The organism is Paenibacillus sp. MMO-58 (genome assembly GCF_037146255.1).
Lineage (GTDB): Bacteria > Bacillota > Bacilli > Paenibacillales > Paenibacillaceae > Pristimantibacillus.
In genome coordinates, this window is sequence record NZ_JBBCVY010000014.1 from 55,104 (window position 1) to 68,408 (window position 13,305).

14 protein-coding genes are annotated in these 13,305 nt (G+C 52.2%); 10 read left to right on the forward strand and 4 right to left on the reverse strand.

All coding sequences use genetic code 11. The features are described from left to right. Nucleotides 1–56: 56 nt before the first annotated feature. From WFJ73_RS28700 to tatC, 6 genes are read left to right on the forward strand one after another with little or no spacing between them, the layout of a single operon-like run. Nucleotides 57–671 carry a 5-formyltetrahydrofolate cyclo-ligase gene (locus WFJ73_RS28700; RefSeq protein WP_336776324.1) on the forward strand — a complete coding sequence of 205 codons (615 nt, stop codon included), beginning with the start codon at nucleotides 57–59 and terminating at the stop codon, nucleotides 669–671. Beyond that, nucleotides 671–1,138 (forward strand): cyclic pyranopterin monophosphate synthase MoaC, encoded by a 468-nt coding sequence (gene moaC, locus WFJ73_RS28705; RefSeq protein ID WP_336776325.1) that lies wholly within the window; start codon nucleotides 671–673, stop codon nucleotides 1,136–1,138. The genes WFJ73_RS28700 and moaC overlap by 1 nt, the downstream gene beginning before the upstream one ends. 37 nt (nucleotides 1,139–1,175) lie before the next feature. Then, entirely contained in the window at nucleotides 1,176–1,667 is a 492-nt protein-coding gene (locus tag WFJ73_RS28710) for a MogA/MoaB family molybdenum cofactor biosynthesis protein (RefSeq protein ID WP_116393672.1), read from the forward strand. Beyond that, the gene (locus tag WFJ73_RS28715) at nucleotides 1,664–2,683 is read left to right on the forward strand and encodes a molybdopterin-binding protein (protein ID WP_336776326.1); all 1,020 of its coding nucleotides are present in this window, start codon (nucleotides 1,664–1,666) and stop codon (nucleotides 2,681–2,683) included. Before WFJ73_RS28710 ends, WFJ73_RS28715 begins: the two co-directional genes overlap by 4 nt. 41 nt (nucleotides 2,684–2,724) lie before the next feature. Then, on the forward strand, nucleotides 2,725–2,946 hold the full coding sequence (locus WFJ73_RS28720; protein ID WP_015842666.1) for a twin-arginine translocase TatA/TatE family subunit: 222 nt from the start codon (nucleotides 2,725–2,727) through the stop codon (nucleotides 2,944–2,946). A 36-nt stretch (nucleotides 2,947–2,982) separates the two neighbouring features. After that, the gene (tatC, locus tag WFJ73_RS28725) at nucleotides 2,983–3,795 is read left to right on the forward strand and encodes a twin-arginine translocase subunit TatC (RefSeq protein WP_336776327.1); all 813 of its coding nucleotides are present in this window, start codon (nucleotides 2,983–2,985) and stop codon (nucleotides 3,793–3,795) included. Nucleotides 3,796–3,863: 68 nt separating this feature from the next. Here tatC and WFJ73_RS28730 read toward each other — a convergent pair whose 3' ends face one another. Next, nucleotides 3,864–5,099, reverse strand: coding sequence for a sugar phosphate nucleotidyltransferase (locus tag WFJ73_RS28730; RefSeq protein WP_336776328.1), 1,236 nt, complete (start codon nucleotides 5,097–5,099; stop codon nucleotides 3,864–3,866). A gap of 261 nt (nucleotides 5,100–5,360) precedes the next feature. Between WFJ73_RS28730 and glgB the strand changes: the two genes are divergently transcribed. After that, nucleotides 5,361–7,391, forward strand: a complete 2,031-nt coding sequence (gene glgB, locus WFJ73_RS28735) for a 1,4-alpha-glucan branching protein GlgB (protein ID WP_336776329.1) — start codon at nucleotides 5,361–5,363, stop codon at nucleotides 7,389–7,391. A 27-nt stretch (nucleotides 7,392–7,418) separates the two neighbouring features. After that, nucleotides 7,419–8,852 carry a glycogen synthase GlgA gene (gene glgA / locus WFJ73_RS28740; protein ID WP_336776330.1) on the forward strand — a complete coding sequence of 478 codons (1,434 nt, stop codon included), beginning with the start codon at nucleotides 7,419–7,421 and terminating at the stop codon, nucleotides 8,850–8,852. A 42-nt stretch (nucleotides 8,853–8,894) separates the two neighbouring features. Here glgA and WFJ73_RS28745 read toward each other — a convergent pair whose 3' ends face one another. Both WFJ73_RS28745 and WFJ73_RS28750 read right to left on the reverse strand, forming a co-directional pair. Further along, the gene (locus WFJ73_RS28745) at nucleotides 8,895–10,643 is read right to left on the reverse strand and encodes an alpha-glycosidase (protein ID WP_336776331.1); all 1,749 of its coding nucleotides are present in this window, start codon (nucleotides 10,641–10,643) and stop codon (nucleotides 8,895–8,897) included. 41 nt (nucleotides 10,644–10,684) lie between these two features. Beyond that, a complete protein-coding gene (locus WFJ73_RS28750; RefSeq protein ID WP_336776332.1) occupies nucleotides 10,685–11,488 on the reverse strand; it encodes an SDR family oxidoreductase in 804 nt (267 codons plus the stop codon). A gap of 181 nt (nucleotides 11,489–11,669) precedes the next feature. On the opposite strand from WFJ73_RS28750, the gene WFJ73_RS28755 reads away from it, so the two are divergent. Both WFJ73_RS28755 and WFJ73_RS28760 read left to right on the forward strand, forming a co-directional pair. Further along, nucleotides 11,670–11,810 (forward strand): hypothetical protein, encoded by a 141-nt coding sequence (locus tag WFJ73_RS28755; RefSeq protein WP_336776333.1) that lies wholly within the window; start codon nucleotides 11,670–11,672, stop codon nucleotides 11,808–11,810. A gap of 297 nt (nucleotides 11,811–12,107) precedes the next feature. Further along, complete coding sequence (locus WFJ73_RS28760; protein ID WP_336776334.1) at nucleotides 12,108–12,314, forward strand: hypothetical protein; 207 nt, start codon at nucleotides 12,108–12,110, stop codon at nucleotides 12,312–12,314. 34 nt (nucleotides 12,315–12,348) lie between these two features. On the opposite strand, the gene WFJ73_RS28765 is transcribed toward WFJ73_RS28760, so the two are convergent. After that, nucleotides 12,349–13,248, reverse strand: coding sequence for an AraC family transcriptional regulator (locus WFJ73_RS28765; RefSeq protein ID WP_336776335.1), 900 nt, complete (start codon nucleotides 13,246–13,248; stop codon nucleotides 12,349–12,351). Between the last annotated feature and the right edge of the window lie 57 nt (nucleotides 13,249–13,305).

The following is a 13,305-nucleotide window of genomic DNA, read 5'->3' on the forward strand; positions in this document are numbered from 1 at the left end:
AATGGTAAAATACAATTAAACAAAAAGCATGTATGGGAAGGCTGAGCCGGGGAACGATGAATGAACAATCAAACGGGATGCCGCTGGACAAGGCAGTGCTGCGAAAGGCCATCACAACGCTGCGTGACGGCATTCCCCTTGAAGAGCGTATCATCCGGTCGGAGGCGGCATGCCGGTATTTAGCGAATTGGATGATGGATCGCGGAGTGACAAGCTTTATGTGTTACGTGCCATTCCGTTCCGAACTGAATACCCGTTCATTGATTGAGTGGGGCTGGAAGACGGGAGCGGAGGTTGTTGTTCCGAAATGTTATCCGGCGGACCGGTCAATGACTTTGCATAAACTAGCCAATTGGAGCGGTCTTAAGGCAGGAGCATACGGTATTCTGGAGCCTGACCCGGATAAATGTCCGGCGCTGCCAGATTCCTATGTTCCCGGTCTTGTCGTAACGCCGGGCATTGCCTTCGACCAACAAGGCGGGCGTCTCGGCTACGGCGGCGGATATTATGACCGATTTGCCGAGCGGCTGAGTCGTGAGCGGGCGAATGTGACGTGGCTTGGCATCGCGTTCGAAGATCAGCTGGTCGACGATATTCCAATGCAGGCCCATGACAGGCGAATGGACGGTATTGTAACGGAGCTTTCAGCAAGAGTATGGAGTGAACGCTAATGGAAATGACTCATTTTAACGAGCAAGGACGGGCGCGGATGGTTGACGTCAGCGATAAGGAAGTAACGGCGAGAACGGCAACCGCGCGTACGCAGGTGAAGATGAACCCGGGTACGTTGGCCCGCATTAAGGAAGGCAGCATCGGCAAAGGGGATGTGCTTGCCGTGTCGCAGGTAGCTGCGATTATGGCCGCGAAGAAAACATCGGATTGGATTCCGATGTGCCATCCGCTTCCGCTTACGGGCGTAAATGTTACCTTCGGGGATAACGGACAAGATGAGCTGTATATTGAAGCAACGGTCAAGACAACCGGCAAGACAGGCGTAGAGATGGAAGCTTTAACAGCTGTCTCTGCCGCCGCGCTTACCGTGTACGATATGTGCAAGGCGCTGCAGAAGGATATGGTCATCGGTCCCACGTACCTGATTGAGAAAACCGGGGGCAAAAATGGAGACTATCGGATTTGACAACCCATGAACGGATAAGGGATGGGAGGAATAATAGATGCGGTGGAAAGTAGCGATATTGACGGCAAGTGACAAAGGCTCGCGCGGTGAACGCGAAGATACTAGCGCACAGGTCATTCGCGAGCTGGTAGAAGAGGAATTGGGCGGAGAGATTGTCGATTACCGGATTGTGCCCGACGAGCAAGACGAGATTATCGCGGCCATGATCGAGATGACCGAATATTATCAGGCGGATCTGGTCTTAACGACGGGAGGAACCGGTCTGGCGCAACGGGATGTAACGCCGGAAGCAACCCTTAAGGTGGTTGACCGTCTTGTACCCGGAATTTCGGAGGCCATGCGGATGGGAGCGTTGCAAAAGACCCGCCGCGCGATGCTCTCCCGCGGGGTATGCGGCATTCGCGGACAAGCATTGATTATTAATCTGCCCGGCAGCCCAAAAGGCGTCCATGAGAGCCTGATGGCGATTATGGATCAACTGCCGCATGCCTTGGAAATCGTCACCGGCACGCATGGAGATCACGAATGAGCGGAACGGACACGATACTGAAGGAAGTTCCGGTTCGGGAAGCGATTGGTCTCCGGCTTGCCCATGATCTTACGCAGATTATACCCGGACAGTTCAAAGGACGTTTGTTCAAAAAAGGTCATGTCATCACGGAAGCGGATATTCCGAGCCTGCTGGATATCGGCAAAGAGCATATTTATATTATGGAGCTGGGCGAGAATGAGCTGCATGAGGATGATGCGGCCAACCGCATGGCCAAAGCGCTTGCCGGAGAAGGAATTGCGCTTTCCGATCCGCATGAAGGCAAGGTCAGCTTGAAAGCTTCCATGCTAGGTCTTGCGGAAGTAGACCAGACTCTCGTGGAAGCGATTAACGATCTTGGAGAGATTGCCCTAGCGACGGTGAAGACGAATAGCGTTGTTCAGGAAGGGCGGCCAATTGCTGCAACAAGAGCGATTCCCCTTACCGTGCCTAAAGCAAAGGTCGAAGAGGTTGAAAGACTGGCAGCGGAATATCGAGCCGCCAATCAAGGGGAGGCCCCTCTTCGGGTTGTTCCTTTCCGCAAGCTGCGGGCGGGACTTCTGACAACCGGCGGCGAAGTGTTTTCCGGACGTATTCAGGATAAGTTTGGTCCGGCCGTCCGTTCCAAGCTGGAAGCGTTTGGCTCGGAAGTAGCCGAGCAGCGTTTCGCGCCGGATGACCGACAAATAATTGTCAAGGAAATACACTATTTGCTAGAGCAACGTTATGATATGATACTAGTGACCGGCGGAATGTCGGTTGATCCTGATGACCGGACACCAGGCGCGATAAAAGCGTCCGGAGCGGATATTGTCAGCTACGGCACGCCAATGCTGCCGGGCTCGATGCTGCTTATGGGTTATTTGAACGGCGTGCCGATTATGGGATTGCCGGGCTGCGTCATGCATGATCCGTATACTTCCTTCGATGTACTGCTGCCTCGTATATTAGCTGGTCAGACTATCGTGAGAGAAGACATTGTCCGTATGGGATATGGCGGTTTGAACAACGGTTAGTGTAGTACATAAGCGTATAACGATGAGGAGGAAGATCGAGGATGTCAGGAATTGGCGCAACGGGATTTATTTTGCTCGCAATTGTCGCTTTGCTGCTGTTTGGACCAAACAAGCTGCCTGAGCTGGGGCGCGCATTCGGGCGTACGCTGAAGGAGTTTAAAGCAGGCGCAAGAGATATGATGGATGACGAGAAAGACAACAAACGGGTTGAAGTGAACCGTACGGAAAATATCGAAGTGGATAATAAGCGGCTTCCGGACTAACCGGGCCCGCTTTTTTGCTGAAAGGGGGCTATAAAGATGAGTACATCACAAGACAAGGCTTCCGGACAGAGTTTCGACCGGGCCCGAATTCGCGAAGAAGGCTTGATGCCGCTGTTTGAGCATCTTGGCGAGCTGCGGAAGCGGATTATATATATGCTGATTGTTATCGTACTAGGCCTTATTATCGGACTCGTTATTGCCGAACCGGCCTATAACTTCCTGATGGAGCAGGAGCCTGCTAAAGGCTTGCAGCTGCATGCATTCTCTTTGTGGGACGGCATCGGCATTTATATGAAATTTGCCTTTGTTATTGCTCTTTTGCTGGCTATTCCGTTTACGGCCTATCAGCTGTGGGCCTTCGTGAAGCCCGCGCTTAAGCCAAATGAACAACGGGCAACCATTAAATACATACCTTTTGCGCTGATTATGTTCCTGGTTGGTCTAGCGTTCTCGTATTTTGTCGTATTCCCGCTGGCCTTTCATTTCACGCGAAAAATTTCGGCGAATCTTAATCTGGAAGAAACGATTGGGATTACGCAATACTTCTCCTTTATGTTTAATATTTTGATACCGATTTCACTCTTGTTCGAGCTGCCGCTTGTTATTATGTTCCTGACGGCCATCCGGATTCTTAATCCGGTAAGGCTCCGCAAGATGAGACGGATTGCTTATTTCCTTATGATTTTTATCGGTGTCGTTGTGACGCCGCCGGATTTCGTATCCGACAGCTTGGTTGCGATCCCCCTTATCATTCTGTATGAGATAAGCGTGCTGCTGTCCGGAACGGTATACAAAAAACAGCTTGCTGCTGCCGAGAAACGTGAAGCAGAGTGGGCAGCGGGGCAATAACCCTGCGTTAAGCCAAAAAGACCTTGGGACTCCCAAGGTCTTTTTTTGCTGCGTCGGCATTCGCCGGATTAATAACTCATGGCATTATCTTTGTACAGCTCGCGACCGCCGAGCAGGGCGGCAAGAGTCTCTCGACTTGCGGAAACGGCTGTCTTGCGTCCCGAAGCGACTCTCTCGCCCGGTCCAACAACGGCGACTTGCTCGCTTTGAGGAGCGCCGATAACCGAACCGTCCTCGATAACCGCATTTTCTCCGATAATGGCCTTATGAATACGGACATTCCGCCCGATCCGTGCGCCTGGCATAATGATGCTCTCGTAAATTAGGCTGCCTTTGCCAACGTCTGCACCATTGCTGATAACGGATCGCTGCGCAATACCGTCCATCCGGCAATTGTCATGAACAATGCTGTCCCGCTCGGCTGACAGGTTTCGGAGATTAGGACGCAAGGAGCCTGGGCGCTTCTGGCTTCCGCAATATAAAGGCCACTGCGGCTCAGACAGGCGCAGCGTGCCGTCAATCAGCTCCATATGCGCTTCCCACAAGCTGTCGACCGTACCGACATCTCGCCAGTAGCCTTCATAAGGGTAAGCCGTCAGGCTTGCTCCATCCTGCAGCAGCATCGGAATGATATCCTTGCCGAAGTCATGGCTGGAAGCGGGATTGCCGGCGTCTTTCAGCAGCACCTCCCTCAGCTTGTCGGTCCGGAACATATAAATGCCCATCGAAGCCAGGTTGCTTCTTGGACGGGAGGGCTTTTCCTCAAATTCAACCACGCTGTAATCCTCGTTGGTATTCAAAATGCCAAAGCGGCTAGCTTCATGCCAAGGGACGCGTTTTACCGCAATCGTAGCGGCTGCTCCGCTTTTGACATGCGCCTCCAGCATCGGCCGGTAATCCATTTGATAGATATGGTCGCCGGAGAGAATGAGAACATGCTCCGGATTATGGTGCTCGATATAGCTTAGATTGCGATAGATGGCATCAGCTGTCCCTGTATAACATCCGTTTGGAGAAGCCTCGGAAGCGGGCAATAACGCAATCTCGCCTAGATGCTTAGGCTGCACGGCATTCAGCCATGCTTCTCCGCCACCGATATGACGGTGAACGGTATCCGCGCAAAATTGAGTCAGCACGCCAATCCGTCGAATCCCCGAATTCATGCAGTTGCTAAGCGGGAAATCAATCATCCGATACTGATCTCCGAAGGGGACAACCGGTTTGGCCAGCGCCGTTGTAAGGGGTGCAAGCCGTTTGCCTTCGCCGCCTGCCAATAACATCGCCATGCAATTCATCTGTGTCATTCTATATTCCTCCAAGCTTTCTCGTATTAGGATTGGTATAATCGAAAGTGTCCTTGTACCATCTGCTTACACCGGAGCCTTTGCCTTTGAAACAGATGTTTCTATAAAGCTATTAGCGGGTATAAAACATTCTGGAATGTGTTTTTTGGCTTACGAAGTAAGAATTGCCGCCAAGAGCAGGCGCCAATTCTAAGCACATGCTTACGAAGTAAGAATTGTCACCAAGAGCACGTGACAATTCTTTTTAGGAGGTTGGAAATATTGAAACGAAGCATCAAGCTTAGCGCAGACGATATTTATCAATTCCACGAAGGAACATGGCTGAACAGCTATCGGAAGATGGGCGCTCATTTAGCGGTGGAAAAAGGACGCAGCGGCGTTCGTTTCACGGTGTGGGCACCAAACGCGAGACGTCTTGCCATAGCTTCGGACCGCAATAGCTGGGACGGGTTCAAGGAAGCGGGCTATGAGCTAGAGAAGGTCGGAGAGTCCGGTATATGGAGCGGGTTTATCGAGGGCTTTGTCAGTGGAGATTTGTATAAATACGATATAGAGACAAGGGCGGGAGGCAGACAGCTGAAGGCGGATCCGTATGCGTTCAAGGCGGAAGTGCGGCCTCGCACGGCGTCGGTCATCTGCTCATTAGACGGCTACGAATGGCAGGACAAGAGCTGGCTTCGCGGACGCAAGCCGCTGTTCGGCCAGCCTTTAAATATTTACGAGGTGCATGCCGGCACATGGAGGCAGCATCAGGATGGGCGGCTGTATACGTATGAAGAGCTGGCGGAGGAGCTGCCCGCCTATGCGGCGGAGATGGGATACACCCATATCGAGCTGATGCCCTTGGCGGAGCATCCGTACGACCGTTCCTGGGGTTATCAGGGGACGGGCTATTTCGCCGCAACAAGCCGGTATGGGGATCCTCACCAGCTGATGGCTTTTATAGACCGCTGCCATAGTCTGGAGCTTGGCGTCATTTTGGATTGGGTTCCCGGGCATTTCGCAAAGGATGCCCATGGTCTGCGTCTTTTTGACGGCAGCCCGCTATACGAGAATGCCGATCCGCTGATTGCGGAGAAGGAGCAGTGGGGGACCCTTGCTTTTGATTACGAGAAGCCGGAGGTATGCGGTTTTTTGATCTCGAATGCTTTGTTCTGGCTGGACGTGTACCATATTGACGGTTTTCGGGTAGACGCGATTACTAGCATGCTTCTTCGTAATTTCGACCGTCCGGATGGACGTTGGCGACCGAACCGGCATGGCGGCAAGGAGGATTTGGAGGCAGCTGCCTTTTTGCGAAAGCTGAATACGGTGGTGAGGGCGCATTTCCCTCATGCGCTTATGATGGCGGAGGAATCGCATGCTTATCCGGGGGTAACGGTTCCGCCCGAGCAAGGAGGCTTGGGCTTCACCCATAAATGGAATATGGGCTGGATGAACGATACGCTAAAGTATTTTGCCCATCAGCCCGAAGAACGGAGCTGCCATCATGGACTGCTGACGTTCCCGATCTGGTATGCCTTTGACGAGAGATACACGCTGCCGCTGTCGCATGACGAGGTGGTTCACGGGAAGAAGTCCCTGCTGGATAAAATGCCGGGCAGCTATGAGGAGAAGTTCTCGGGTCTGCGGCTGCTGCTTGGCTATATGATGACTCACCCGGGCAAAAAGCTGCTGTTTATGGGCGGCGAATTCGGCCAGTTTATCGAATGGCGCGATGAGGCGGAGCTGGACTGGCTGCTCCTCGAGTATGAGCAGCACCGCAAGCTGCAGGATTTCGTCCGCACGTTGAATGGTTTGTATTTAGAACAGCGTTCACTGTGGCAGCTGGATTCCTCGCCAAAAGGCTTCGAGTGGATCGATTTCCAGGATGAGGGACAAAGCGTCATTGTATACAGACGAAAAGGCAGGGCAAACGGAGAGTCGCTGATCATCCTCTGCAACTTTCATTCGCATGCCCATGCGCGGTACCGGATAGGAGTTCCGAGCCAGGGCGGCTATAAAATATTGCTTAACAGCGACAGCCCTGCTTACGGCGGCTCCGGATTCATGGAGCTTGCCGCCGCGGAAGGGGCGGTCGTCCGGTCGGAGCCGATTGTCTGGCATGGCCGCAAGCATAGCATTGAGCTGCCGCTTCCGCCGCTGTCGGTCGTTATTCTGAAACGCGAGAAAGAATCGCGTGCTGCTGTACGCATGGAGCAGGATCCGCAAACCTTGCATAAGGAGCTGGCTCTCCCGGTACCGGGCAGCAAGCGCAGAAGCCGGAAGAGGGAACGGATTGCAAAGGTATAAGAGTCAGAGCCGAAGGGGAGAGGGAACTTGAAAGTATTGTTCGTGGGGGCGGAATGCGCCCCGTTTCTAAAGACTGGCGGGTTAGGCGATGTGCTTGGCGCGCTGCCGGCGGCACTTAAGCCGTTAGGGGTTGAAGCGCGCGTCATGCTGCCGCTCTATACCTCCATACCGGAGCGTTACCGCTCGCGGATGAAGACTATTGCGGAGATTCGGGTATCGGTCGGCTGGCGTTACGCGTATTGCGGAATCAGAGAACTGGAGCAGGACGGTATTATTTATTATTTTCTCGATAACGAGCAATATTTCAAAAGAGGCTCCGCTTACGGGCATGACGACGATGGGGAGCGATTTTCCTTCCTATGCCGGGCCGCGCTGGAGGCTCTCTCCGCAATCGGCTTCTGGCCCGATCTCATTCATGGCCATGACTGGCATACCGGCATGATTCCCGCGCTGCTGCGCCATCATTACAGCTGGCGGCAGGAATACGCGAGCATTAAGACCGTATTTACTATTCATAACCTGCAATATCAGGGTAATTACCCACCGCATGTATTGGGCGATTTGCTCGGTCTGCCACCGCATTATTTGACTTACGATCATGTGGAATTTTACGGATCGGTCAGCTTCATGAAGGCCGGCATCCAGCTGTCTGACCGCGTTACAACCGTGAGCCCTTCATACGCTTGGGAGATTACGACGCCGGAATACGGCTGCGGAATGGAAGGCACGCTGCGCGGAAGAGGGGACAGTCTGGTTGGCATCGTTAACGGAATTGACGACGGTTTATACAATCCGGCATCTGATTCGCAATTACAGGCTCGGTATTCTGGCGATTCTCCGGAAGCCAAGCTTGTTTGCAAAACAGCCCTCCAGTGGGAGCTTGGCCTGCGCGAGGATATTGAAGTCCCTTTAATCGGCATGGTTGGCCGGCTGACGGATCAAAAAGGGCTTCCGCTGGTGCTCGAGCAGCTGGACGAGCTGATGTACTCCGAAGATGTACAGCTTGCCTTGCTTGGAACAGGCGATCCGCATCTGGAGCATCTGTTCCGCGAAGCGGAACGTCGCCACAAAGGAAGGGTCGTCTCTTATATCGGCTTTGACGACGGTCTCGCCCGGCGGATCTATGCCGGTTCGGATTTGTTTCTGATGCCGTCGCAGTTCGAGCCTTGCGGAATCAGCCAGCTGCTTGCTTTGCGTTACGGCAGCCTGCCCATTGTACGGGAGACGGGAGGCTTGCGCGATACGGTGCACAGCTATAATGAATACACGGGGGAGGGCAACGGCTTTTCCTTTGCCCCTTATAACAGTTGGGACATGCTGTATACGGTTCGCCGCGCATTAGCCTTGTGGAGGGACCGGGAGGTTCGCCAAAAGCTGTTAACACGTGCCCTGAAGGGTGATTACAGCTGGAACCGTTCGGCGCAGCAATACAAGGAGTTATACGAGGAGCTTTTGCCATAACCAAAGGGGTGCCGGACGAATCCGGCACCCCTTTATTTGTATTTATTCGATTTTACGCCATACAATCCGGTAGCCGTTAGGCTCGAGCCCGATAACAAGCTTGCCGTCAGGGTTGTCGATCGGCTCATCGGTCAAGGCGTCGCGCCATCCGCCTTCGTTCATCGGATGCGAAAGCTCGGCCGGCTCGTCCGACCGGTTCATCCAAATCGTGAAATGCTCCTTGCCGTCCAGCCGCTCGTAAATGAGCGAGCCGCTGTCTTCATCCGCTAACAGGACGCGGAAACGGCCGCTGCGAAGGGCGGCACGCTCCTTCCGAAGCGAGATGAGCAGCTTGTAGAAATCAAACAGCTCCTGGTTCTGATCCTCTTCGCTCCACACCATGCATCTACGGCAATCCGGGTCCTCTCCGCCCTCCATGCCGAATTCATCGCCGTAATAGACGCATGGCAGACCCATAGAGGTCATCATATATACCACGGCTTGCTTCACACGGCTCGTATCGCCGCCGCACCGGGTCATAACGCGCGGAATATCGTGGCTCGACAGCAGGTTGAACAACGTCTCGTTCGTCTGCTGCGGATACCGCATGAGCAGCCGGTTCATTTTTTCCGCGAATCTCGCCGGCGGGATGGCACGGTCTGCGAAAAAGCTAAGCACCAGCTCCGTAAACGGATAGTTCATGACGGAATCAAATTGATCGCCAAGAAGCCAGCGCAGCGAATCGCTCCATACTTCCCCGACAATAAAGGCTTCCTTATTAGCATCCTTAATGGCTATGCGGAAATCGCGCCAAAAGTGATGGTCGATTTCGTTGGCCACATCCAACCGCCATCCGTCGATCCCCGTTTCTTTCATCCAGTTCACCGCGGTTTCGATCAGATACTTTTTCACATCCGGATTGGCTGTGTTCAGCTTTGGCATATTGCCATAGAAGCCGAAGGTATCATAGTTCGGTATGCCGTCCTGAACCTCTACCGGGAAGCCGTTCAGATGGAACCAGTCTTTATATTCCGACTGCTCTCCCTTCTCCAGTACATCCTGGAAAGCCGGGAACTGTTCGCTTGCATGATTAAATACGGCATCCAGCACCACGCGAATGCCATGATCATGACAGACCTGGACCAGCTTCTTGAGGAGCTCCTTGTCCCCGAAATGAGGATCAACCTCCCGGTAATCGGTCGTGTCGTATTTATGATTGGAGGGCGAACGGAAGACCGGCGTCAAATAAACGGCGTTAACGCCCAGCTCGTTCAAATGCCCGATGCGGTTAATAATCCCCTGCAGATCCCCTCCGAAAAAGGATTCGCCTTCCGGCTGTTCTCCCCATGGGCTTGTACCTTCCGGATCGTTAGTTTTGTCCCCGTTCTCGAAGCGATCGGGGAGGATCTGATAAAAGATCGCTTCCTTGGCCCATTCCGGAGCTTCGAACAGATCAATGGGATGAATGTAATGGGCTTCGAAATAACCGCCAGCAGGCGTAGGCTCCTCCTCGGAGAAGCCGTCCTCCGTCAGCCAGATTGTTTCCTCGCCGCTATGCAGCCGGAAGCCGTAGCTGAACCGTTTGAATTCCGGCCGGATAACGGCTTCCCAATAATCATGCAGGCCGTCCGCCGCAATGAGATCCATTTCGACTTCCTGGTAATGATGATCCCAATCATATTTATCTCCTGCGATAGCAACAACCCGCTCTACATCGCCGCGTTTGGTTTTAAGACGAAGATGGAACGTTTCCGGATCATAGGCATACGACCATCTATGGCTGGGGGAATGATAAATGCTTTCTCTTTGCAAAACGGGTCATCTCCTTTTCTCTACACTCCGTTCAGACTTGTTTAACCGCGAAGCAGCGATTCTGCCCCGTCGATATAGACCGAGGTCCCGGTGATATGACTTGCCTCGTCCGAAGCGAGAAACAGCACGAGATTCGCAACCTGCGCTGGTTGTCCGGGTCCATCCTCAAGCGGATGATCGCCTTCCGGGAACTCGACGGGGATTCGGATTTCCTCGAGCTCAGGCTTGGGCTTTGTCGATTGATCAATGTTTGTCGAGATCGCACCCGGGCAAATCGCATTGACGCGGATGCCGTATTCCGCAAGCTCCAGTGCCGCCATGCGGGTAAAAGCGGTCTCGCCGGCTTTCGAGCTGCTGTAAGCGCTGAAGCCGAAATTCGAGAACACGCGGTTGCCGTTGATGGAGCTCGTTATAATGATGCTGCCGCCTTTCTTCTTCAGAAGCGGGATCGCGTGCTTGACGGTCAGAAACGTCCCGGTCAGATTGACGTTGATCGTAGCTTCCCACTCTTCCTTGGCCATATGCTCAATCGGGGATATGGTGCCGTTAATGCCTGCGTTGGCAAAAACAATATCCAGCTGCCCAAATGCGGAAATTGCCTTATCGTAGGCTTCCGCCAAAGAATGCTCGTCCGATATATCGGCTTCGACGGCGATGGATTTGGCTCCAAACGCTTCCGCCTCGCGACAGACGACGGAGAGCGTCTGTCGGTCGCGGTCAAGCAGAACAAGATTCGCTCCTTCCTCCGCGAACCGGATCGCGGCGGCCCGTCCGATACCGGAGCCGGCACCGGTTATTAAGGCAACTTTTCCTTCTATGCGTCTTGCTGTAGATTGGCTGGACATGTATATCTCTCCTTTACGGCTTTTGCTAGTTAGTACACGGGAATCAGCCATCGTTAAACAGGTAAGGGACACAAAGTAGAACTTACGGCGCCAATCGGGATGGAAGAGCTATTCTAATCTCAGATAAGCCTGAATAAATTGATAAGGAACAGAATACTCCTCATGGGAGAGGGAGGTCCGGATGAAGAGTCATCTTATCAGGATCGGAGGAGATAGCATGAGCTTCCTGGAGATTATCGCCTTGCTCACGCTTCTATTAAAGATCGTGGAGTTGACTCGAAAAAGGACTAGTACTTTTGTTCGAAAAGTGGAGGGGCTGTAAAAAGCCGTCCTCCATTTTTATTTATTTTTAATGCCGCCGCGCATTCTAAGGACACAAAAGTGAGTGAATAAAGTTTTCGATAAAAGCCCATAGCTATGGGCTTTTTATGTTTTTATGTATGAACTTTCATGTCCGAGTGAAGTGACACAAAAGTGAGCTCTTTGTATCTAAATGACACAAAATAATCGCATTCCAGTGATTAACTTTTTTGTTAGGGATCGAGTCTTTTAATATTTGCCAGAAAGGTATCGTAACATTTACGGTTTGGGTGGGGATCCGCTTGACTAGCGGCATTTCGTGGGAAGTCTACATCGGGAAAGGGATTACGTCCGGATTAAGGATTGTACATTAATCAAGCTGAAGTTACCGCAGCTGCCGCCAAGCGGCGTTGAACTGGAGTCTAGTATAGAAGTGGTGTTTCCATTAACACCAACTATACCATGCCAGTACGGGAACCGGGCGGAGGTTGGCGGTATCACGATGAGAATAAAAGATCTGCCGTAATAATTAGTGGGTTTAAATAGATAAAATGTTCGTTTTAGTCAGCGGTTTTGGAAATTTGAGCAGAACGCGATAATCGATACCGGCTTGCCGGCATTCCATAGTTTATTTTAAAAGCCGAGCAAAATTGCTCTAGAGACGAGTATCCGACCGTTTCCGCGATATGGCTGATTGTCATGGTCGTCGTGGTAAGAAAATGGGCTGCTGCGCTTAACCTGGCCATGTTACGCTTTTGGGTAAACGTCATGCCGTAAAATTGTTTGATCGTTCTTTCCGTTTGTCTAACGCTTAAGCCCAATGTGCTCGCAAGCGCTTGTACGGTAATGAAGCGATATTGAGACAGAAATCCGTGTTCGATGGTGGCCAGTCGATTGTCGTCCGGCGTTTGCAGCGGTGTCGGCGAGACGGTGACAGCCATCTGATCCCCCATATAATTCCGAATGAGCTTGATAACAATCTGTTCGAGAATGGTGCCTACATACCGGTGATATCCGATAGATTTGGAAGTCGTTTCGAATGAAAGCTGTTCGAACAGCGCCATCAAGTTTTGCGAATCTTGGCCGAACCAGAATGGAGTTTGCGCGAATGTTTCGGTTAAGAGATCAAGTTCCCGATCCCGAGTAGGCTCGTGATCCAGCAACTCGAAGCAAATACAGTATTCCGACATAGGATCCGATAGATTTGTGATCTGCTCATGGACGACATCAGGGCCTGTCATAAACAAGGTGCCGGGGATGATCGGATAACTATGGCCGCTCGCAATCAACGTTCCTTGCCCGAGAGGAATAAAATGCATTTCATAGCTTCGTTTGCTATGGAGGTGTTCCGGAAAAGAACGATAAAAAATGCCCAACTTGATATATAGCACATTCAGTGCAAGCCCGCCGACTGTGATCTTCAGATTCGTATTTTCCAAGTGGATCGGCGGTAAATTCATGTTCCATTCGCTCCTCAGATCGATTATGTTCCCATTATAACAGATCTGCGAATTTGC